This window comes from Mycobacterium ostraviense (assembly GCF_002705925.1).
In the GTDB taxonomy this organism is placed as follows: Bacteria; Actinomycetota; Actinomycetes; order Mycobacteriales; family Mycobacteriaceae; genus Mycobacterium; species Mycobacterium ostraviense.
Genome location: NZ_NKRE01000001.1, coordinates 3,746,549 through 3,765,413 on the forward strand (window position 1 = coordinate 3,746,549; position 18,865 = coordinate 3,765,413).

Annotated in this window: 23 protein-coding genes, 4 tRNA genes and 4 pseudogenes; 10 read left to right on the forward strand and 21 right to left on the reverse strand. The window is 63.1% G+C overall.

Going from position 1 to position 18,865, the window contains the following annotated elements; translation table 11 throughout:
• Nucleotides 1–2: 2 nt before the first annotated feature.
• The gene (locus tag CDN38_RS17455) at nt 3–503 is read right to left on the reverse strand and encodes a nucleoside deaminase (protein WP_075510027.1); all 501 of its coding nucleotides are present in this window, start codon (nt 501–503) and stop codon (nt 3–5) included.
• 89 nt (nt 504–592) lie between these two features.
• Here CDN38_RS17455 and CDN38_RS17460 point away from each other — a divergent pair, with 89 nt between their 5' ends.
• Nucleotides 593–1,498, forward strand: a complete 906-nt coding sequence (locus tag CDN38_RS17460; RefSeq protein ID WP_099319093.1) for a class I SAM-dependent methyltransferase — start codon at nt 593–595, stop codon at nt 1,496–1,498.
• A gap of 24 nt (nt 1,499–1,522) precedes the next feature.
• Here the strand turns inward: CDN38_RS17460 and CDN38_RS17465 are convergent, their stop codons facing one another.
• Together CDN38_RS17465 and CDN38_RS17470 are read right to left on the reverse strand one after the other, a co-directional pair.
• Nucleotides 1,523–2,338, reverse strand: coding sequence for a TIGR04255 family protein (locus tag CDN38_RS17465; protein ID WP_023367937.1), 816 nt, complete (start codon nt 2,336–2,338; stop codon nt 1,523–1,525).
• 208 nt (nt 2,339–2,546) lie between these two features.
• A tRNA-Lys gene (locus tag CDN38_RS17470) sits at nt 2,547–2,619 on the reverse strand.
• Between the two features lie 123 nt (nt 2,620–2,742).
• On the opposite strand from CDN38_RS17470, the gene CDN38_RS17475 reads away from it, so the two are divergent.
• From CDN38_RS17475 to CDN38_RS17490, 4 genes are all read left to right on the forward strand, one after another.
• A tRNA-Glu gene (locus tag CDN38_RS17475) sits at nt 2,743–2,816 on the forward strand.
• A gap of 37 nt (nt 2,817–2,853) precedes the next feature.
• A tRNA-Asp gene (locus CDN38_RS17480) sits at nt 2,854–2,927 on the forward strand.
• Between the two features lie 29 nt (nt 2,928–2,956).
• Nucleotides 2,957–3,033: transfer RNA gene (locus CDN38_RS17485), tRNA-Phe, on the forward strand.
• 285 nt (nt 3,034–3,318) lie between these two features.
• Nucleotides 3,319–3,534 (forward strand): hypothetical protein, encoded by a 216-nt coding sequence (locus CDN38_RS17490; protein WP_075510025.1) that lies wholly within the window; start codon nt 3,319–3,321, stop codon nt 3,532–3,534.
• Between the two features lie 191 nt (nt 3,535–3,725).
• Here CDN38_RS17490 and CDN38_RS17495 read toward each other — a convergent pair whose 3' ends face one another.
• From CDN38_RS17495 to CDN38_RS17505, 3 genes are all read right to left on the reverse strand, one after another.
• The gene (locus tag CDN38_RS17495) at nt 3,726–4,490 is read right to left on the reverse strand and encodes a hypothetical protein (protein WP_075510024.1); all 765 of its coding nucleotides are present in this window, start codon (nt 4,488–4,490) and stop codon (nt 3,726–3,728) included.
• Between the two features lie 98 nt (nt 4,491–4,588).
• Nucleotides 4,589–5,386, reverse strand: coding sequence for a hypothetical protein (locus CDN38_RS17500; protein WP_233026917.1), 798 nt, complete (start codon nt 5,384–5,386; stop codon nt 4,589–4,591).
• A gap of 31 nt (nt 5,387–5,417) precedes the next feature.
• Nucleotides 5,418–5,822 (reverse strand): hypothetical protein, encoded by a 405-nt coding sequence (locus tag CDN38_RS17505; protein WP_075510023.1) that lies wholly within the window; start codon nt 5,820–5,822, stop codon nt 5,418–5,420.
• A gap of 1,128 nt (nt 5,823–6,950) precedes the next feature.
• Here CDN38_RS17505 and CDN38_RS17510 point away from each other — a divergent pair.
• Complete coding sequence (locus CDN38_RS17510) at nt 6,951–7,178, forward strand: hypothetical protein (RefSeq protein ID WP_099319094.1); 228 nt, start codon at nt 6,951–6,953, stop codon at nt 7,176–7,178.
• 10 nt (nt 7,179–7,188) lie between these two features.
• On the forward strand, nt 7,189–7,968 hold the full coding sequence (locus tag CDN38_RS17515) for a hypothetical protein (RefSeq protein WP_075510021.1): 780 nt from the start codon (nt 7,189–7,191) through the stop codon (nt 7,966–7,968).
• Between the two features lie 15 nt (nt 7,969–7,983).
• Here the strand turns inward: CDN38_RS17515 and CDN38_RS17520 are convergent, their stop codons facing one another.
• Genes CDN38_RS17520 through CDN38_RS17525 form a run of 3 tightly spaced genes read right to left on the reverse strand, consistent with a single transcriptional unit; the run spans nt 7,984 to nt 11,195 of the window.
• Nucleotides 7,984–9,588, reverse strand: coding sequence for a glycosyltransferase family 2 protein (locus CDN38_RS17520; RefSeq protein WP_161951606.1), 1,605 nt, complete (start codon nt 9,586–9,588; stop codon nt 7,984–7,986).
• Nucleotides 9,589–9,614: 26 nt separating this feature from the next.
• Nucleotides 9,615–9,740: a hypothetical protein gene (locus CDN38_RS31905; protein ID WP_267888232.1), complete on the reverse strand. Its 126-nt coding sequence runs from the start codon at nt 9,738–9,740 to the stop codon at nt 9,615–9,617.
• Between the two features lie 39 nt (nt 9,741–9,779).
• The gene (locus tag CDN38_RS17525; RefSeq protein WP_075510018.1) at nt 9,780–11,195 is read right to left on the reverse strand and encodes a condensation domain-containing protein; all 1,416 of its coding nucleotides are present in this window, start codon (nt 11,193–11,195) and stop codon (nt 9,780–9,782) included.
• Nucleotides 11,196–11,230: 35 nt separating this feature from the next.
• On the opposite strand from CDN38_RS17525, the gene CDN38_RS30970 reads away from it, so the two are divergent.
• From CDN38_RS30970 to CDN38_RS17535, 3 genes and pseudogenes are all read left to right on the forward strand, one after another.
• Complete coding sequence (locus tag CDN38_RS30970) at nt 11,231–11,431, forward strand: hypothetical protein (RefSeq protein ID WP_233026919.1); 201 nt, start codon at nt 11,231–11,233, stop codon at nt 11,429–11,431.
• A 72-nt stretch (nt 11,432–11,503) separates the two neighbouring features.
• Nucleotides 11,504–11,596, forward strand: a complete 93-nt coding sequence (locus tag CDN38_RS33060) for a DUF3592 domain-containing protein (RefSeq protein WP_438502293.1) — start codon at nt 11,504–11,506, stop codon at nt 11,594–11,596.
• 591 nt (nt 11,597–12,187) lie between these two features.
• A pseudogene (locus CDN38_RS17535) lies at nt 12,188–12,352 on the forward strand (ribonuclease Z); the annotation flags it as partial.
• Here the strand turns inward: CDN38_RS17535 and CDN38_RS17540 are convergent.
• From CDN38_RS17540 to CDN38_RS17575, 12 genes and pseudogenes are all read right to left on the reverse strand, one after another.
• Nucleotides 12,348–12,665 carry a hypothetical protein gene (locus CDN38_RS17540; protein WP_075510017.1) on the reverse strand — a complete coding sequence of 106 codons (318 nt, stop codon included), beginning with the start codon at nt 12,663–12,665 and terminating at the stop codon, nt 12,348–12,350. The pseudogene CDN38_RS17535 and the gene CDN38_RS17540 overlap by 5 nt on opposite strands.
• A gap of 156 nt (nt 12,666–12,821) precedes the next feature.
• The gene (locus CDN38_RS17545; protein ID WP_075510016.1) at nt 12,822–13,283 is read right to left on the reverse strand and encodes a hypothetical protein; all 462 of its coding nucleotides are present in this window, start codon (nt 13,281–13,283) and stop codon (nt 12,822–12,824) included.
• A 124-nt stretch (nt 13,284–13,407) separates the two neighbouring features.
• Nucleotides 13,408–13,533: a hypothetical protein gene (locus CDN38_RS33065; RefSeq protein WP_267888231.1), complete on the reverse strand. Its 126-nt coding sequence runs from the start codon at nt 13,531–13,533 to the stop codon at nt 13,408–13,410.
• A complete protein-coding gene (locus CDN38_RS33070; protein ID WP_233026920.1) occupies nt 13,530–13,898 on the reverse strand; it encodes an SWIM zinc finger family protein in 369 nt (122 codons plus the stop codon). The genes CDN38_RS33065 and CDN38_RS33070 overlap by 4 nt, the downstream gene beginning before the upstream one ends.
• Before the next feature lie 10 nt (nt 13,899–13,908).
• A complete protein-coding gene (locus CDN38_RS33075; RefSeq protein WP_233026921.1) occupies nt 13,909–14,229 on the reverse strand; it encodes a hypothetical protein in 321 nt (106 codons plus the stop codon).
• Nucleotides 14,222–15,088, reverse strand: a complete 867-nt coding sequence (locus CDN38_RS32440) for a DEAD/DEAH box helicase (protein WP_368773214.1) — start codon at nt 15,086–15,088, stop codon at nt 14,222–14,224. Before CDN38_RS32440 ends, CDN38_RS33075 begins: the two co-directional genes overlap by 8 nt.
• Nucleotides 14,976–15,632 (reverse strand): SNF2-related protein, encoded by a 657-nt coding sequence (locus CDN38_RS32445; RefSeq protein WP_368773215.1) that lies wholly within the window; start codon nt 15,630–15,632, stop codon nt 14,976–14,978. Before CDN38_RS32445 ends, CDN38_RS32440 begins: the two co-directional genes overlap by 113 nt.
• Nucleotides 15,574–15,885, reverse strand: a pseudogene (locus CDN38_RS32450) (ATP-dependent helicase); the annotation flags it as partial. The gene CDN38_RS32445 and the pseudogene CDN38_RS32450, both read right to left, overlap by 59 nt.
• A gap of 102 nt (nt 15,886–15,987) precedes the next feature.
• Complete coding sequence (locus CDN38_RS17560; RefSeq protein ID WP_099319095.1) at nt 15,988–16,347, reverse strand: hypothetical protein; 360 nt, start codon at nt 16,345–16,347, stop codon at nt 15,988–15,990.
• A gap of 226 nt (nt 16,348–16,573) precedes the next feature.
• Nucleotides 16,574–17,050 (reverse strand): annotated as a pseudogene (locus CDN38_RS17565) (DUF4143 domain-containing protein); the annotation flags it as partial.
• Between the two features lie 23 nt (nt 17,051–17,073).
• Nucleotides 17,074–18,210 (reverse strand): annotated as a pseudogene (locus tag CDN38_RS17570) (DDE-type integrase/transposase/recombinase); the annotation flags it as partial.
• A 46-nt stretch (nt 18,211–18,256) separates the two neighbouring features.
• A partial coding sequence (locus CDN38_RS17575) for a hypothetical protein (RefSeq protein ID WP_306316094.1) occupies nt 18,257–18,865 on the reverse strand: 609 nt, incomplete at its 5' end.

The window sequence follows — 18,865 nt, forward strand, 5'->3', positions numbered from 1 at the left end:
GGTCAGCCGGGCGGGGCGACGGTGGCCGTGCGTTGCCCGCCGTTGCGCTCCTGCCAGAAGCGGTAGACGTCGACGGCGGTAGCGCGCGGTTGGTACCGCATCGGCAGCCGCCGATGCCGCCAGTCTTTGGCGAATTCCTCGTAAAAGGTGGCAAGTTCGAAGTATTTGCGGTCGTCGACGTAATGCGGCTCGTAGGCGTCGCGGGTCGTCAGAAATACCACTTCGTCGGGTGAGCAGTAGTACAGCGATCCGAGGCACATGGGGCACGGGTGCGCCAACACGTAAATAGTGGTACCCACCAGGTGCTCGGTGCCCAGCTTGGTGCAGGCCTCCCGGATGGCGAGGATCTCGGCGTGAGCGGTGGGATCGTTGGTCTGGGCGACCTTGTTGGCGCTTTCGGCAAGGATCTCGCCGTCTTTGACGATGACCGTCGCAAAGGGGCGGCCGCCCTCGGCGACGTTCTGGCGAGCGAGATCGATGGTGCGCTGGGCGAAGTCGACCATGGTTGGTCAGAGTAGCCCGGCAGACACGGTCGAGCCTGTGATAGTAACTAGGTTATCTATATTTTCTTGGTTTCGATCAAGGAGCTTCCATGGTGCGTTCCGATCGTGATCGCTGGGACTTGGCGACGAGCGTGGGCGCGACGGCAACCATGGTGGCCGCTCAGCGCGCGCTGGCCGCTAGCCGCGAGTTTGCGCTGATTGACGACCCGTTCGCCGCGCCATTGGTCCGAGCGGTCGGCATGGATGTCTATACCCGGATGGTGGACGGGCAGATTCCGGTCGAGGAGGACTCCGAGTTCGACCCGGAGCGGGTGGCCCGCGGGATGGCCTGCCGGACCAGGTTCTATGACCGGTTCTTCCTCGAGGCCGCGCGGAGCGGCATCGTCCAGGTGGTTATCTTGGCGTCGGGCCTGGATGCCCGCGCCTTCCGGCTGCCGTGGCCGACGGGCACCGTCGTCTACGAAGTCGACATGCCAGAGGTGATCGCGTTCAAGACGTCGACGCTGAGCGGTCTCGGCGCCGAGCCCACCGCCCAGCGCCGCACCGTCGCGGTCGACTTGCGCGACGACTGGGCCGCCGCGCTGCAGGCGGCGGGATTCGATGGGAAGGTCCCTTCGGCATGGAGCGCCGAAGGGTTGCTGGTCTACTTGCCGGAGGACGCGCAGGACGCCCTGTTCGACAACATCACCGCGTTGAGCGCCCCGGGCAGCCGGCTGGCGTTCGAATTCGTGCCCGACACCGCAATTTTCGCCGACGAGCGATGGCGCACCCATCACGACCGGATGAGCGAACTCGGGTTCGACATCGACTTCAACGAGCTGGTGTATCACTGCCAACGCAGCCATATCATCGAGCATCTGTCGGACCGGGGCTGGCAGACGTCGTCACGCACCGTCAAAGAACTCCACCAGGCCAACGGCTTCGAATATCCCGACGACGAACTCGCGACCGCATTCGCCGACGTGACCTACACCAGTGCGGTGCTCGGATGCTGAAGTGTCGGCCCTCGCCTGAGTGGTCTATTGACGAAGCAGCTCGTCTTTGAGCCGGGCGGTGATCAGGTCCTGGAACACCTCGCGCGCGGGACCGTACAAGTCGGTCAAGGTGGATACGAGCGCGTCCCGGTTGTATTCGGGGATGGAGCCGCCCACCGGAGTCCAGAAGCTGTCGATGTCCATGAGGAAGAACGGACCGGTCTGCGGCGGCGTGATGCGGCGCAGATGGTAGCTCTGATCCAGCGCCTGGCCCACACCGGGCCCGTACCGCAAGATCAGTGACTTGCCCGGTTGGGGTTCGCGGTAGACCGCGGCACCCTGCCACTCGGTCAGCGACAGGCCGCCCGGTGCGATGCGGTAGGGCCCGAGCAGTTGCTCGTCGATCCAGTTGCCCCAGTTGACCCGGCCGTCGACCCCAACCGGGACCCGGATCTCGAGGACGTATCGCAGGCCGATGCGCTCTACTCCGACGATCGACGAAACCTGCGCGCGGGCGTCGGCGACCCGTAACACGAGGTCGCAAAAGGTCTCGAAGTCGCGGTAAGCGCTGGTTTCGACGACGATAGCCTGGTTCTTCAGTGAGGCCGAAACCGTATTGTCCCGGTTGCCGTAGCGGACGAAGCGGTCCGCAACGGGGGTCGGGGCGGCGCCGGGTGCCGTCACTCCCCAACTCACGTCCTGCGCCTGCCGCTCGATCGGCAAGTCGTTGATCAGAAGGTGTTTGAGTTCCCGGCTGGTTGATTCGGTGAGGGAATCCGTTGCCGGGTGCCGGATTTCCATCGTCACCAGGGCGACGGGCGCGTTGGGTTGGATTCCATCCTGACTCATTTCGGGAAGCATAGCCGCAGCATAGCCAAGCGGTGCAGGGCTTCAAACGCCGGCCGACCATGCGCGCCCTCGCCGGCGCGGCGTGGTTGCCAGGAGGCGGTCGATCGGCGCGATCGGCGGCCGCGGTTGGGCGGCTTGCGTGGGCAGTGTCGACGGTCGCCGCGGGCGATCGGCCGGGGTACCGCCCGGCATGGGCGGCGGGCGAATTCGTGGTTCTCGGTGCCCCCACCAGGACTCGAACCTGGGACCTGCGGATTAAAAGTCCGTAGCTCTACCAACTGAGCTATAGGGGCGCGGAGTCCCAGGATACTGCGTGCCCGGGCGAAGCTCGTTTGAGGATTAGGCCCGGGGTGACCTAAGCTGACGTGGCTCCCAATGATGACCAGGTTGCGAGTGCCCCGGAGAGATTCGGTTCTGCCCCCTTCGTCTAGACGGCCTAGGACGCCGCCCTTTCAAGGCGGTAACGCGGGTTCGAATCCCGTAGGGGGTACCCTGCGATGCGGGTATCGCGGAGCAGTAGCAAGCATGGCCCTGTGGCGCAGTTGGTTAGCGCGCCGCCCTGTCACGGCGGAGGTCGCGGGTTCGAGTCCCGTCAGGGTCGCCTATACGGCCAGGCACATGCTGCCTTCCGGCCAGGTAGCTCAGTCGGTATGAGCGTCCGCCTGAAAAGCGGAAGGTCGGCGGTTCGATCCCGCCCCTGGCCACCAGTTCTGATCTGCATGGACGAGGTGACGGCACTCTATGGATGTTCTGGTGTGTCCGGTTCCTGTCCGTTCGCTTGGTTCGCGACGGAGCTGTTGAGCCGGTCAAGGTTTGTGGCGACATGGTCACCTCGGGATCGGGACGTTGCGTTGCATCGTCAGCCACCCGACCAGGATCTTCGATCCCGGTCGCTCGGGCCAACGTCGTCGCCTTGCTTGCCATCTCGGGGAGTCTCCTCCATCCCCGCCCTCGGGTCACTAATTGTCAGCGGGCGGGCGCCTCAGCCCAGGTTGGCAGAGAGGGATCCCGAACGCTACGCCGCCGACTTCTCCAAGATCATCAACGAAGTGCTACAGCCGCTGGCCGGTGTTGAAAGCACGGAACTCGAAGTGCGGGTGGATATCACCGCCACGAATCCGGCAGGCTTCGACGACACTAAACGCAGGGTCGTCGGTGAGAACGCGACGACGTTGAAGTTCGAACAACAAGGGTTCGAGCACGAGTAGGCCCCAGAACACTGCCCACCTACCGCGAGAACAGGCTTTGGTTCGTTGGACCCCGGCCTCAAGCGAAGTGGCGAGGCCGGGGCCATTCGACTAGCGCACAGACCGCACGGTCATCCCCAACGCTGGTGACGAAGCCGTTTGTTTCACCGGCCGCATCGGAGTGCACTACGCCAAGTGTAGGGGACCCCATCTCAGTCAAGCGGCGGCCACACACCCCCAGTAAACGTCGCCGTTCCCGGATCGATCCGGCCCGAGACCCGCACGAGCAGTCGCATGTGCCAGGGGGCGAGAGGGCCGTTGTTCTGCAGCAACTCCACCGCACCGCCCCCGGATCGCACCTGCCGTGCGTAGTCGATAAGTAGGTCCGGTATCCAACCCACTGCCGCGCCCTCGGCCGTCGTGAGGAGAAGGGCCCGTGGGTTGGCCTCGTTGGTGTCGTCGTCGACCACCATGAGGTGGTCCCCACCACGGAGCGAACTCGCGGCAGCTTCCGTGCCGTACTGGCGAATCGCATAGCTGACCCCACGAGCCAGAAAAACCGCTTGAGTGCCTCCGTCGTCAGCGACGGGCGGTGCCTCAGCGAGGTACACGTTGTCGCCCTTTTGTTCTCCGCCGCTGCGGCTGAGGATGTCGAGCCGCGGCGCGTCAACTGTGAGGCCTAGCCATCGCACGTACTGCGGGAAGTCGGGTCGTTTGCGGTCCATCACGCGTAGGTCAAAGAACGGCCAGAGCCGGGCCGACTCATAAACCCGGTCCAAGTCCGGAAACCCGATGAATGGGCGGAACCCCTCGACGGTCTCGTCAACCTCTGCGAGGTACCGGAACCGATAACCACCGGCACGCTGATCCAGAACCCCAACGGGTGCGGTGATGCCCCGCGGTCTGTTGCGCCAGGCGATGGCGAAGCGCCGCACGACCTGTTTGGTCTGCGGTTTTAGCAGCTCAGCAGAGGACATCGAGCAATCTCCCTCGGTTAATCATGACCAGCTCGACGGTGAAGTGGCGCGCAACGTCGGACAGTCCCGGTGCGGCGGCAACCAGATCCCCAACGGACTCAGACTCCACCGGCCAAGATTCGCTCACGCCAGTAGCCGCGTGTGCTCGGCTCGCAGAGTGCCACTGCAGATCCGGCCAGTTCGACAAGCGTCTGCCATCGGGTGCCCGGGCGATGCTCGAACCGGCGCGCGTAGCCATGTCTCGCCCAATCTGCGATCGTCCCCTTGTGCAGATGTTGAGCGCGCGCCGTGTCGGTCAGCGTGAAGCCGAGGCTGGCCGCGTGATCGAACGACGGGCACAACGCTTCCGTTTGCATCGCTCCCGGCGGCGGCACGACGACAGCCCAATTGCGATCATGACGGTCGCCGTGAGCGATCAACGCATCGAAGACGAGGTAACCGGCAAATGCGTCGAACGCGCCGAACTGCTTCGGCACGGGCGACCCGGGCGGCACAGCGAACCGCGTGAGGGCTTGACGAATATTGTGAACGTTGTGTCCGCGCTGTCCTGGATCATGCGGGTCATAGTCGGGCACGACCTCGGGCATCAATACCTGCCCAGCCTGCAGTTCCCACTTCGTCAATCGCACGTCTTCAACCAGAGCGCCACGGATGCCGTTCCGGACAGCCAGTTCGACTGGGGCCGCGGGCACTCCAACCAGCTGCGCGAACTCGCTGCCAAGCTTCTCCACGATGTCTTCACTGAGCGAGCGGTCGCGTTCGGGCCGGGCCGGCTTGAACAGCCATGTGCGCTCTCGCGATGGATGCTTGAGCCAGTCGTGTGGATGCTGACCCTGACTTTCAAGACCCGCGATGGACCAGTCATCAGCAGAGATGACTGGCCAGGAGGCGAGCATGGGGTCATTGTGCCTCGCGCGAGCCTGGAGATCAGTCGCTGTCTCCGGCGGTGTTCACTAATGTTTCAGTCGGTTCAGTGACGCTGTCGGCGCCAGCGGCTTTCAGCAGCTCATCCCGGGCGCGGTAGAGCCTGTCGAGGGCGCATTTCAGGTCCAGAGTGGCATCGGCGAATAGGGAATGGGCCGCGGGGTCACCGTGCGCGGCAAGCCTCGCGGCCGCCGATTTGAGGGCCTCAACGTGGCCGATGACGTCAGCCGTATGGCGAGCGGTGCGCAAAGCGGTGGCGCCGCCGGGCCGCTGGAGGTGATCGGTCATCAGCCCCGCCCAGTCATCGAGGGCATGTCGGTCGAAGGCGTAGAGCGCGTTGAGAACCCAGCGTTGCCAAGCCGGTGGGCGTCGTGATGGGAAACGGAGAGGAAGCGGAGGACTCGCCATGGCCGGACTCTACGACGACGAACCGGCGCGTTGCCACACCCATTGTTCAGAAAATGCAGGGCGCTGAAGACGGTAATCCGACCTCGGCTTGCTGAGCGCGACCGCACTCTTTTCATCGGCTCGACATCCCGTGCCGATAACGCCGCCGCAAGCTGGGATGCGAACGCTGGTCCGTCATTGACAAGCGCGTAGCCACCGGCGAGTCCGCTCGATCACATAGTTGTCGTCGTCGCCGGACCGTTCGGTAGCGTACTTTTCCAGTCGCGACATCCACGCTTAGGACCGCGCGGGTCGCCGTCCGCGGTACGACAGCCGTGGGGAAGCGACGGGTGCAATTGCCATAGACGGCTTGGGATCGTGACCAGCTGTTCGGGGGCATTCAGGGTGACCACCTGGGGGTAGGGGTCCGGCACTGACGGTGGGCAGCGTGTCGGCTGGTTGTACCCCGGTTTGGTCGTTGTGGTGCCGGGGCGGCACGGTGATCAAGTCCTTGGTAGGCGACGGCCCTCCCGTCGTCTCTTGGCCGAGTGCTTCGTGAAGTAGATCGCCAGGCGCTTGGGGTCGCAGGCATGCAACCGTTGCGGATGTCGACGGCCGTGCCGGCGAGCAAGTGGCGAACACGTTCCTCGGGGTCAAGATGCAGAAGCGGCTCTTGTCGAGCCCCGCCGCCCTCAGGTCGAGCATCGTTAAGCGGCTGCTCGCAGTCGCCCGCGGCAGCGGCCTGGACGTCAGCGCTTCTGTGAGTAGCCGGTGATCGTGACGATTTCTGCGATACCAGTGACGATACAGGCAAACCCGTACACGACCACCCCCCATGAAAAAGCCCGTGGCAGGCCCCCAACAAGTCGGCCGCGAAATCGCGACGAACGACTTTTAGTTCAGGTTGGACAGCAGCAGCTGCAGCCCGCTGCAGCCGCCGTGGAGTGTGCTCACTCACTCCACGGCGGCGCACTCCACGCATATCAGCGCACTCCGAATTACCAAGAGGTAGCGAGCGTCCTCATACGGAAGCTGGCTGGGTTTGACCTCGGCCGTTAGGTCGAGGTGCTGATAGGGCGAGGGATCTCCGTGTTCGGAGATCCCTCGTGTCGGTCGTAGCCTCGGGTTGTTGAGACCAAGGAGGCGGTGATGGCCGACTATGCAACTTTACTGCGCGATCATGTGACGCTGACCTGTCACTCGGTGGATCGGATCTTTCTGCAGGCCCCGTTCACTCCCGAAGACCTGCGCGCCGGCTACGTCTACGAGCTGGCGGTTCGGCAGTTCGAGATCTCCGACACCAGGGTATTCGACCGACCGGCGGCCGGGCGGTCATTTTTCGAACAGCTCATCCGCGACCACCTCGACATTAGGTAAGCCGGAGAAGGTGGCGCTGATCTTCGACCGGCGGATCAACAGCCGCACCCCGGGCACCTTCCGCACCCAGGTCATCACCAAAGACGTTGACCCGCAGATCAGCTGCTACCACAAGTCCAGCCGGATCAAACAGTATTTCAAGGAGCATCGGGTGCTGCGCACCGAAACGGTCATCTGCAACACCCGCGACTTCGGCATCGGCCGGCGGGTGACCGCCGAGAACTGGAAGGCCCTACGGGCGGTTGGCGACAACGCCAACCAGCGTCTATGTCTATGTGACGCGCAAGCCGCCGATGCCCGTCCCGCTCCGGATGTGGCCACCTTCGCCGAGGTGACCCGGCCGTCGGTGGTCGACGGTCAACACGCCCCCGGACTGCCGTTCGGGGACCCGCGTGTGATGGCGTTGTTCGCCGCCATCATCGGATTCACCCATCTACTCGCCGGCTTCGACAACCCTGCCCTGGTCCGGGCTGTCACCACCCTGGTGGGCTGCCCGTATACCAGCAGACAAGCCACCTACGACCTGCGCCGACAAACGCAAAGGGCTCATCGTCAGGTTGTCGGGCCATCACCGCTACCAACTCACACCGCTGGGTCGGCGCGTCGCGGTCCTCTTCACGAAGGTCTACGGGCGTGTCCTCGCACCCGATCTGGCCGAGTTAGACCCAAGGCTCCCAATAGATCTCGTCCACCGCAGCGATCTGGCGCGCGCCTGGCGCCAGCTCGACCGAAGTATGGATCGATTCACAAACGCTGCCCTCACCGCAGCCTGAACACCGACTTGGTCTGATTGTGAACTTCGCCCTCAGCAAGCGAAGCTAGAAAGCCGTCTCATGACCAACCCGTCAATGGTGGCATCTGTGATGGTTTCATGCCTGTTTTGAACCTGACCTCCGTAAACAATGACGCACAACAGCAGTTGCATTGGTATGAGGGCTACCACCAAGTAGCTGATCACCACATTTGGGGCCAACTCACTGCGCCAACCTCCGACAATCAGCGCAGCGATAGCCAAAGTGGCTATTGTCACAATAAGCGTGTTATGCAGCAGCACTTGGAGAGCTCGCGGCTTCTCCTCACCGGCTTTCGAGGTAATGCGCCACCCTTGCTTCTTGCCTACCATAAAATTCACCACAGCGCGTATCTGAACCGCAGATATAAATGACTCTATGAGGAACATCCCCGAGTAGAGGTCCCATACTCGTTTGATGAGCGGGAGACGGACCACGCTGCCGTGGTGGTGCCACAAAAAACCGGCGTACAGCATTGGCGGGAAGAAATTGATGACGAACGTCATTACCGCTACCTGGCCTGGAGGGAAGGCGGTAAACCATAAGAACATCGCAGGATAGATGAGAGGGCTCGCGGCATAGCTTACGAGCAAGGTCAGCAGATCAACGCGCTGTGTGAAAGACAGCCCCTTTGCTGACGCAATATGACGGAAATATTTGAATAAGACTTGGAATCCGCCATATGTCCAGCGCATCCACATGCCCTCGAGGGCCTTCAGGGAACTCGGCACCCATTCACCTGTTGAAATATTCAGATACCGAGAGGTAAAGCCGTTAGCATAGACGCCCAGCGTCTTCAGTAAGTCTTCAGTGACAATGATATTGCCGCGGTAATGTTCCAGCCAAGATCCATTGAGTTGCAGCAGCGACCGTCTCCACATTGCGTTGTGACCGTAAAACATCGCGAAACCTCCGCTTGCCCTGATGAGCTGGCCTATGCGTAGTGAATGTTGCGCAATTGCAACTGCCCGACTCAATTGATTGAAGTGATTGTTTGTCGGGACTGTGTGGAACTGCAGTACACCTAGGTTAGGATCGGCTTCGAATTTGTTTACTGCGATGTCAAGGAGTTCCGCATTCAGAGGCAACGATGAATCGATGTCGAGGAAAACGACATACTTGGACCTCTTAATAACCGTCAGCGCTCGGTCAATATTTCCCGGCTTCGAGCCCGCTGCGTCCGTATTGTGATGAAATACAATGCGAACGCGGTCATCCAGCCCTATGTGGGATTCTACGTAAGATTTCCACATTCGGAATTCGCGGTCACCAGTGTCTTGGGAGTTGTCTACAACAATGATTTCACGGACGCCTGTGTATCGAGCCCGATAGGCGCAGTCGAACGTGATTTTGGCAACGGTGAATGGTTCTTTACACGATGGAATTATTAATGCCAGATCAGGAAGTTCCGCATATTCTGGCTCTATGCGAGGTGACGAAAATAGGTCCTGGCGATGAAGAAGCCAACCTTTCACGAAAAGAAGCCGATGGTAAACATTGACATAAACAGGAACGATGGATATCGCAAGAACTACGCACGCCCACACAGTATTTAGGTGTTGGAAGGACAACCCTAAGAACATGCCAGCGATAACGACGACTGTCAGCAAGAATTTCACGCTGACAACCTGCCGGTCTGGGCCGTTCAATGTGGTTGGGGCGCGGTAACGGCCGGTGTCACGGTAGGCGGGTTCTGGTAGGCACGGGTGTCGGTGTCGGCTGCAACGATCTCCCGCAACGAGGCCTGCACCGTCGCCTCGGTCTCTGACACGCTCTGTACTTCGACCGCGTTTCGACATGGTCGCTGATTTCACGAGGATGAGCCTTCGCTGACCGCCCCGTCGAGGATACGATCGGCGACGCGGACCAGTACCGCCTTCATCGCATCGGCGTATCGGTACACCGAATCGCGAGCGATCGGATTATCCGGGTAGGAGATGACCAGCTGAGTCCTGTCGGGCATGACGCCAACCCACATGCGTATCTCGTCGGCCAACCTGTGATCACCCCAAAGCCCAATGTTCGAAATACCCGCCATGTTGGTGGCGGGGTGCCGTCGGAAGTCTATGAAGGAGAGCAGTGGTACTGCCTTGTCGGCGAAAATAGGGCCCGGCACGGACGGTTTCATCTCCAGCAGGTGATCGAACGGAACTTCGCCGAGCGTCCTGCTGCCGTTTAGCGACTCCTGTGCCAATAGGAGTACTTCCTCGAACGTAGAGTTTGCAGTCGGAATCACCAGCGGTACTAAGCTAGCGAACCAGCCGACAGAAGACACGGCGGTGAGCGCCATGCGGTTGGCGAGCGGAGTAATACCGAAATACGTTTCAGCGCCGGTCAACTCGCGCTCAGCCAATGCCGCAGCCGCAAACACCCCCGCCCAGAAGCGCCCACCGACTGCACGGCACGCGACCTCGAAACGTTGCCCTTGACCTTCGTCCATCAATTCGAGGACATCCATGGCCCCGTTCATTTCGTCGGTGACCTCGCCGAGCGGCAGCGGGAAGCTGGGCAGGGCGCCACCAACTTGTTCGATGAACCTATACCACGCACGCACCTGTGGCGACTCCGACGTCAGGCTCGCGGTGTGGGCCTGTTGCGTTGCACAGTAATTCCGGTAACTCCCGGACTCTGGCAGGACGGTCGGAGCCCCCTGAAGCGCCATGACGTAGGCCATGTATAGCTCGAAAATTATCGTTGGGAACGACATGCCGTCGATGTGGAGATGGTCAACCGCCGCATAGATGGTAAAGCTGTCCTCGCGCTGAATGACACCGAAGCGAAAGCAATCCCACTGCAGCGGGTCGGGTGTATCGAGCAGCATTTGTCGGGCCTCTAGCGGTGTCATTGGGCCGCGATCCACAGGGCGAAACTCTAAAGCTAAGGCTTCGGAATCTTTGATGGTGCGTCGAACAATGTAATCGTCTTCATTGAACGCAAACCAGCTACGGTATGTGTCGTGTCGCCGGATGTGCGTGTTGAGTGCGTGCGTCATGAACTCCACATCACACACGCCCTGGACATCCCACGCAAAGATGAGTAACCGTGGAATGTCCCGGCCAAGTGCTTTCTGTTCGCGGTAGACCCGCAAGTGCCGGCGCTGCTGGTAGCTGGCCGGAACCTCGTCTATTGGCGCCTGCCTGGCCAGTGCGTACGAAGCTTCAGTGGGCAACCAGGAGATGATGAAGCCTTCCGGAGCCCAATCATCTACCGTTCCTTTGAAGAACATGTGTACTTCCTTCAGTGTTGTGCTAGGGATTAACCGTGGGCTGGTCTCGGCTAGCGAGGAAATTCAGTGCGGGCCAGCGGGTGACGCGCTCCGGCCAGAAGCAGGCGATCGACACCTTCGCCGAACTCAACGCACTCAGCGCCAAGCGGGAGCGGCTGATGCGCGAGGGCTTGTTGGGTGTCGCAACGATCGTCAGCATCCGTGAGAAGGTCGCAACCACGATGCTGGGTTCCTAGCACGAGCTGGAGCTGGACGTACAGCTTTCGGACCGCGACCCATAGCGCGCCACGCGGCGCATCGCCCTGGAGCTGTCGACGGCCCCGCATATCAAGGTTGGTGCCGAGGTGCCGGTACGAGTCGATCCACAGGACCCGTCGAAGGTCCTTGTCGTCGCAACGTAATGAATGTCGCGGCCGATTTCCTTTATCTCCCAGGCGATTTCGCCGCTGTGGGTCGTGCCCTTTCGTGCGCGCACGGCGGTCGGCAGACTAGCTGGTGCCGACGCAGCCGCTGACGTTGACGTACCGACCCACATTGGCGCATGCGTTGACGTGGCCGGCCGGAGCTGGCGGGGGTGGGGACGGACTGGATTCTGGCTGTGATACCTACTGTTCGACGGTGCCGGCGACATCTCTTGCCGCTGCGCATCGGCTGGGCTGTGCCATCCATGTCGATTCCCCTGTCTGGTTGACTTCGTTGCAAACCGCTGTTTGCCGCACTGATTACTGTCGGCGGACGATCGCACCAAATCAATCGGATAAACGCCGGATTTGAAGGATGAAATCCTCTCCCCCTATTGGGGGAGGGCAATGACGTCGTCGACTCCGACACGGCGAATGCATGAATCGATGCCTTTCAATGAAACATGCCGCCGCAGTGATGTTTTCAACTATCTATCACGCCCCGACGGACGATGCACGGTGTTGCGGCCGGCCAGCACCGGGCCTCCGGGGGCACTGGCGCTGGGGCAGTGGTTTTGGCATACCTGTGGCGTGATTGAAGTTACTTTGCTGGGCACGGGAAGCCCGATTCCGGATCCGCTGCGGGCTGGCCCGTCTATGCTGGTGCGCGCGAGCGGTCAAATTTTTCTGGTGGATTGTGGCAGGGGGGTGCTGCAGCGCGCCGCTGCTGTCGGTGTGGGCGCGGACGCGCTCACCTGTTGACGCGCAGTTCGGTGTCGAGGCTCTTGAGTTGGGCGGTGACGTGTTCGGCGGAGCGGGTTTCGGCGGTGGCAAATGCGGCGGCGGCGGTGAGTTCGGCGCGGTTGAGGTCACGGCGGATCTGGCTGCAGTGGCGGCGAGCTTCCCGCAGCACGAGGTTGTCTTGGTCTCTGGCGGCGGCCATCATGGTGTCGACGTCGTCGCCGCTGATGATGTGTTCTGCACCGCCGGCGGCTTGTGCGCGTGCGGCGAGTGCTTCGTGAAACGCTGCCTGGTAGCGCTCAGCGGGGGCGGTGTCAGGTAGTGCCATTTGGCGCAGCCGGACATCCAGTTTGGCCGAGGCGATGTCGAGTGGGTCGACGTCGGGTTCGCCTTGAAGTTGGGCGAGTTGGTTGCGCGCCCAGTCAATATTGGCAAGCGCTGCTTCGTATTTGGCTTCGGCGTCGGCCCATTCGGCGATGACGTCCTAGACGGCGAGTAGGTAGGGGCGGTCGGCGTCGGCGCGTTGGCGTAGCTCGGTGATGCGCGGGGCGATGTTGCGCATCGCGGGTCCGTCGCCGATGGTCACACGGTCGGACAGAGCTTTGTAGTCGGTTAGGGCTTGCTGGTATTGGCTGCGCAAGGTGGTGACGTCAAGCAGTGCGGCGGGCAGCGGTGGCGGTTGCACACGGTGGCGGGCAAGGTTGGCAAAGTCTAGGCCGCCGAGTTCGACGGCACTGTCGCTGGGCTGGGTGAGGGGGTCGGGCTCGACGAGTTCGGGGTTCCAAGGCTGGGTGGATAGTTCGGTTGCGGGAATGTCGATCCTGGCTGCGTGGGAGTCGGGGGGGAGTTGTTCTTCTTCTTCGGGATGCAGGGGTGGCTGTTCGGGGAGCGGATGGTCGGGGTGGCGGTAGCTGTCGAGGTGTTTGAAACGCCGCACATGCGGCATTGGGGTGATCGTGTTCAATGAGAGGCTGAACGCGTGGAATCTCGCCGTCCCGGCGCTGATTTCTGTTGGCTGCGTGGGGCGACGCAGCCCCACGGTGAAGAAGCACGGTGCATGCGCTGCCGCATCAGTCGCTGAGATCGCCGCACCCAAGTGCGAGATGGGCGGGCCGCAGCAGCTCGGCCAGCGGCCGACCGCACACCACGATGGTGACATCGGGAAGCTGATCGAGCAGGGTCGTCGTCGAGGTCACCGGCGGGCTCGGCGTGTTCGTGTCCGCTTGTCTGACGAAGTAGGAGTCGAGGCACTCGGCAAGGGGCCGGCCCGGCAGCTCGGCCCCGTCGGCTGCCGGGGAACCCGAACGGGGCCGCCTGCAGGTTGTCCCAGCAGGTCCTCGCGCTCGCGTCCGCGCCAGGCAAGGATGGCGAACGGATCCTCGTCGAAGGACTCGGCTAGCAGATAGAACGTCGCCGCCAGGTGCTTGCACGGCACCGCACGGTCCGGGCAGGAGCAATCGAGGGACAGTTCCCGCGCGGTCGTCGGGAACAGCGAAAGCCCCAGCGTGCCAAAGACATCCTCGATATCCTCGGGCATCTCACCGGCGAGCAACGTCGCCATGTACCAGGCGTTACCGGCCAGGGCACGTTCGGCCTGTGCCCACTCCGTCTTGTCGAACGCGGCGATCCCGATCCGAACCCGGTATGGGCGCGCCCTGCTGCCCTGTACCTGCGAGGTGACCGAGCCCGGACCCCACGTCCATCGAGATCACTTGTCCCTTGCGGGCATAGCTTCGGCCGCGTTGCAGCCGGTTGCCGATCGCGATGTCTTCCAGCACCTCGATGAACCGCTCGGACCACCACGTCTGGGCGATCGCGCCGCGCGTGCTCCTGGCCTTGAGTCCGCCCTCGACCGGGCGTGGGCGCGACGGCGACGGGAACCAGTTACTCACCGACGGCTCCCTCGGACAGCGCGAAAACCTTGCGCAGATCGCCGGTGGACAGCTCGGTCAGCCACCCCTCGCCGTCGCTGACCACAAGATCGGCCAGCGCCTTCTTCTCTTCGATCATGTCGTCGATCTTTTCCTCGAGGGTGCCCGTACAGATGAACTTGCGCACTTGCACTCTGCGCCGCTGCCCGATCCGAAACGCGCGGTCGGTCGCCTGGTTCTCGACGGCGGGATTCCACCACCGGTCCAGGTGCACAACGTGATTGGCCGCGGTGAGGTTCAGACCGGTGCCGCCGGCCTTCAACGACAGTAGGAAGATTGGCGGACCGTTACCGGCCTGGAAGCGCGCGACTATCTCGTCCCGGCGTTTCTTCGGGATGCCGCCGTGCAGATACAGCACGTCCTGACCGAAGCGCGCAGCCAAGTGCGGCACCAGCATCTCGGCGAATTCGGTGAACTGGGTGAAGCACAACACCCGGTCGTCCTCGGCGAGAATCTCCTCCAGGATCTCCTCGAGCCTGATGACCTTCCCGGACCGCGCACCGATCGGCGACCGGTCGTGCAGCAGTTGCGCCGGGTGGTTGCAGACCTGCTTGAGCTTCGCCATCGCGGCAAGCACGTTGCCGCGCCGCTCGATTCCCGTTGTGTTCTCGATCTTTTCCAGCATGTCGTCCACGATTGACTGATACAGCGACGCCTGTTCGGTGGTGAGCCGGCAGTACTGTTTGATCTCGATCTTCTCGGGCAGGTCATCGATGATGGTGGGATCGGTCTTGAGTCGCCGAAGGAGGTAGGGGCGGGTGGATTGCGCGCAGTCGCTCGGCCGGCGCGGTCTGCCCGTGCCTTTCGACCGGGATCGCATACCTCGTCCGGAACAGCTCGGATGAGCCGAGCAATCCGGGGTTGAGGAAGTCCATGATGGACCACAGCTCGGCGGGGCGGTTCTCCATCGGGGTGCCGGTCAGTGCCACCCGGTGCCCCGCCTGAAGCCGCCGCACTGCCCTAGCCCCTTGGGACAAACTGTTTTTCACCGCCTGCGCCTCGTCAAGTACCACCCGGTTCCACTCGTGTCCGGACAGTTCGTCGATGTCGCGGGTGGCGGTGGCATAGGTGCTAACCACCAGGTCGGTGTCCGCGAGCTGCTCGCGTAGCGCGTCGCCGCGCAGCCTTGTGCCGCCGTGGTGGGCGTAGACCCGCAGGCCTGGGGCGAACCTGGCCGCCTCCCGCTGCCAGTTGCCCACCAGCGACATCGGGCAAAGCAGCAGCGTGGCTCCGATGTCCGGGATCCTGGTGGCGCTGAAGCGATTCCATGGCAAGCAACTGCACGGTCTTGCCCAGCCCCATGTCGTCGGCCAGGCAGCTGCCCAGCCCGAGCGAGGACAGAAACGCCAGCCAGGACAGGCCACGCTGCTGGTAGGGGCGCAGTGTCGCGGTGAACCCGGGCGGCGGCTCGACGGATTGCAGCGATTCGGACGCGGCGCCGCTAAGCAGGTCGCCAAGCCAGCCGTCGGCCCGCACCGCGGTGACCTCCAGCGGGGTGTCGGCGTCGTCGGGGTGGCGGGCGGCCAGCGCGAGGATCTCGGCCGCGGTCGCCTGCCCCGTCGGCTCGCGCGCCAGGAACTCCAGCCCCCGCCGAAGTTGTTCGGGATCCACCGCCACCCACTGGCCGCCCGTGCAGGACCAGCATTCAGTTCCTCTTTCGTGGTACGTGGCGCCAGGCTATCGGGCGAGGCACGACGGACTACGCCGGCACGCCGCCGCCTACGGGAAGTCGGTGATTTCGTCTTCGTAGCAGCCGAATGGAGTACCGCCGGGTGTGTAGCCGACGACGAACATCCGACGATCACTCACCCAGACCCGGTCGGGGACAGCGTCGTCGACCTCATCGGCGCGCCGCCGACGTTTGCGCGGCACAGAGGGTGGTCGCTGCGCCCATTTCTCCGCGCTGGCCGGCAGTGGAAACCCGATTGCGGTTAGTTCGTCATGCGCGGTGTAGTGGTCGACGCCATACCGCTTGGCATACGCACGTACGGTGACCTGGGCTCCGGAGCGAACCCACTGCCGCGCGGAGTCCAGGCGGGCCAGCTTGCGCATTCGATGGCGGCGCGGCTGCATGTTCACGATCCCGGAATTGTGGTGGCTGCCAAGCGGTAGCGACGATCACGACGCGGTGAAATGGCAACGACGTTACTGGAACCTCGAAAAGGTGGGGAACCGATCATGTCCGCGAGTGGCTGCCCGACTCCGATTCATGTCAATGGATCCTTGCCCCGCGACATTTGGTGGAGACGTTCCAACCTGCCCGTGCTGTAAGCCAATCGGGTATGCGACTACAGACCGGAAAAGGTTGTCCGCTCGAGAGGAGGTTGATGGGTAGTGCCATCAATCGGTTGCCGAATGGCAGTGCCCGGGCACCGGTGTAGAAGACAACGCCGGTGATGAACTGGTCGCCGAGACGGTCGCGCGCGAATGACAGGTGTCGAAAGTCATGGACGTTCACTGTCATCGAGGCTTTGACCTCGACACCGACGACGCGGCCGTCCGGTGTCTGGAGGATGCAGTCGATCTCCCGTCCGTCTCGGTCGCGAAAGTGATACAGGTCGACCTCGAGATCGGCCGCCGCACGTAGTTTCATCAGCTCGTTGATCACGAACGTTTCCATGATCGGGCCCGCGCCCTCCGCGGTTGGCCTGGCCAGAGAGTCGGCGCTTTGCCCGCGTAACCAGGCCGCGAAACCACTGTCGACGACGTGGATCTTGGGCCGCTTCTTGATCTTGGCGGTCAGATTCTGCGACCAGGCCGGCAGCCGATGCACCAAATAGACCCGTTACGCGGAATTCCGCGTAACGGGTCGAACACCAGCTCCACTTTCCGCCCCACCAAGCCGGCGTCGACCTCGTAGGTATTGCCGTGTAGCGAGACGGTGGCGGTCTTGGTCACGCGGCGGTGCTCCTCCCACAAAAACGCCTCGGTGAGCGCCTCTGGCGCGGGCAGCGGAATCGGGCCGGCGGCACACCAGCGCGCCAGCGGGGTCTGCCCAGTTTCGGAATGCACCGTGCGGTGATAGACGGTCTCGACCCAGGCCGCGAAAAGCCGGTTCAGTTCGGCCAGATCAGCGACGTAATGCCGGCCGACGAGGTCGGGTTCGCCGGTGATCTCGACCAGGAACTGCTCGCGCACCGTGCGAAAGAATCTCTCGATCTTTCCCCTGCCTTCGGGTCGACCTGGTGTGGAATGAGCAAGGCGCACAGCGAGTTTCGCGCATGCCCGCAACAACCACGCATCGACGTAGGCTGAACCGTTATCGACATAGACGGCCTTGGGGACACCGCGGGAGGCCAGTGCTGGGCGTAGCGCGGCGGCCAGGCGCACAGTGTCCTCGGCATAACCCCACCGGTAGCCGGGCAAAAGCCGGGAATGATCGTCTAAAAACGCGAACAGATACGTCTTACGGAGTTGAATCCGTATGCCGTGCAACGCATCCCCAGTCCACAGGTCGTTGGGGTGCTCGGCCTCGAACCGGCCGAACACCGCTAGCGCCGACCCGAAGGTGGCGCCGGTCAGCCCCAGCCGGTGAAAGTTGCGCTGCAGGGTGCGCTCATCGGGCGCCCAGCCCAGCTGGGTGCGCAGGATCCGCTGAATGGCCGCGGCGGTGCGCTGCGGGTTTTCTCGGCGCAGCGCCACCGCCAGCTCCAGCACCTCTGCTGGGGTGCGCGGGGTGCACTGGCGCGCGTTGGGCACCAGCGCATCAAACCCGTTAGCCCGCCAGTCGCGGATCCAGCGGTCGAGGGTTTGGCGGGAAATGCGCACCCGCCGCCCGAACGGGTCGGTGTGCTCACGCGAGGCCAGCTCGCGCACCATCTTTCCCCGCGCCTTGGTGGAAAGCGCCGCATCGGCGGCCTCGCGAATCAATTGATACCGAAATAACCCGATCGCCCGGGCCCGTTCGCCCCGAATCTTGGCCTCATCATCGCCAACCGCCACCGATTGCCTCCTTTGCTGTCCTTGAAAAACACAACAGCGCAAAGATTTACGGCCTCATCGATGTCGGCGGCAGGGTCGACTCGTGTTGCAAGCGCTCGCCGGGCCAGCCCGGCGCCAACAACCGCCCACCCGAGACCGCCACCGCCGTCTGGGCCAGCGACACCTCGGGCAGCAAAAACCGGTGAGTAATTGCCGTCGCCAGCGCCACAATCGCCACCACCGCGTCGGCGAATACCCCGCCGGCCGCATCCGGCATCACCGGATCGGCAGCCACCGCGCGCACCCACACGGTGAACACCGAGCACACCGCCTCGGCCCGCTCAGCAAAGCGGCGCAGCCAGCCGCGTACCGTCTCGGCCGGGCGAGCCACATCCGCGGCGATCCAGCGGAACCCAGCCCCGCTCGTGGCCTTCGCTGCCAGCGCCGACACCACCACCGCCGCGGTGTCGGCGCGGCGCAGCAACGCGCTCACCGGCAACAACACATGCGTCACCTCGCAGCCGGTGCACCGCGAGCGGCGCGGACACAACTCCACCGGCCCATCCGGGCCGCGCAACTGTGGTTCCCCCCAAATCGTGGAGGTTTCCTCTATGCGGCTTCCCGGTTGGTGGCCGCAGCGTTCTCGTAGTTGATGGGGCTGACCATCCCGATCGTG

Coding starts and splice junctions, on each gene's coding strand:
- CDN38_RS17525 (WP_075510018.1), bottom strand. CDS start 11,195: ATGTTCTTCAAAGGAACGGTAGATGATTGGGCTCCGGAAGGCTTCATC.
- CDN38_RS17505 (WP_075510023.1), bottom strand. CDS start 5,822: ATGGCGAGTCCTCCGCTTCCTCTCCGTTTCCCATCACGACGCCCACCG.
- CDN38_RS17460 (WP_099319093.1), top strand. CDS start 593: ATGGTGCGTTCCGATCGTGATCGCTGGGACTTGGCGACGAGCGTGGGC.
- CDN38_RS17545 (WP_075510016.1), bottom strand. CDS start 13,283: ATGCCGCATGTGCGGCGTTTCAAACACCTCGACAGCTACCGCCACCCC.
- CDN38_RS33070 (WP_233026920.1), bottom strand. CDS start 13,898: ATGGCGACGTTGCTCGCCGGTGAGATGCCCGAGGATATCGAGGATGTC.
- CDN38_RS32440 (WP_368773214.1), bottom strand. CDS start 15,088: ATGCGATCCCGGTCGAAAGGCACGGGCAGACCGCGCCGGCCGAGCGAC.
- CDN38_RS17465 (WP_023367937.1), bottom strand. CDS start 2,338: ATGCTTCCCGAAATGAGTCAGGATGGAATCCAACCCAACGCGCCCGTC.
- CDN38_RS17510 (WP_099319094.1), top strand. CDS start 6,951: ATGGCCGACTATGCAACTTTACTGCGCGATCATGTGACGCTGACCTGT.
- CDN38_RS17540 (WP_075510017.1), bottom strand. CDS start 12,665: ATGGCACTACCTGACACCGCCCCCGCTGAGCGCTACCAGGCAGCGTTT.
- CDN38_RS17500 (WP_233026917.1), bottom strand. CDS start 5,386: ATGCTCGCCTCCTGGCCAGTCATCTCTGCTGATGACTGGTCCATCGCG.
- CDN38_RS17495 (WP_075510024.1), bottom strand. CDS start 4,490: ATGTCCTCTGCTGAGCTGCTAAAACCGCAGACCAAACAGGTCGTGCGG.
- CDN38_RS17455 (WP_075510027.1), bottom strand. CDS start 503: ATGGTCGACTTCGCCCAGCGCACCATCGATCTCGCTCGCCAGAACGTC.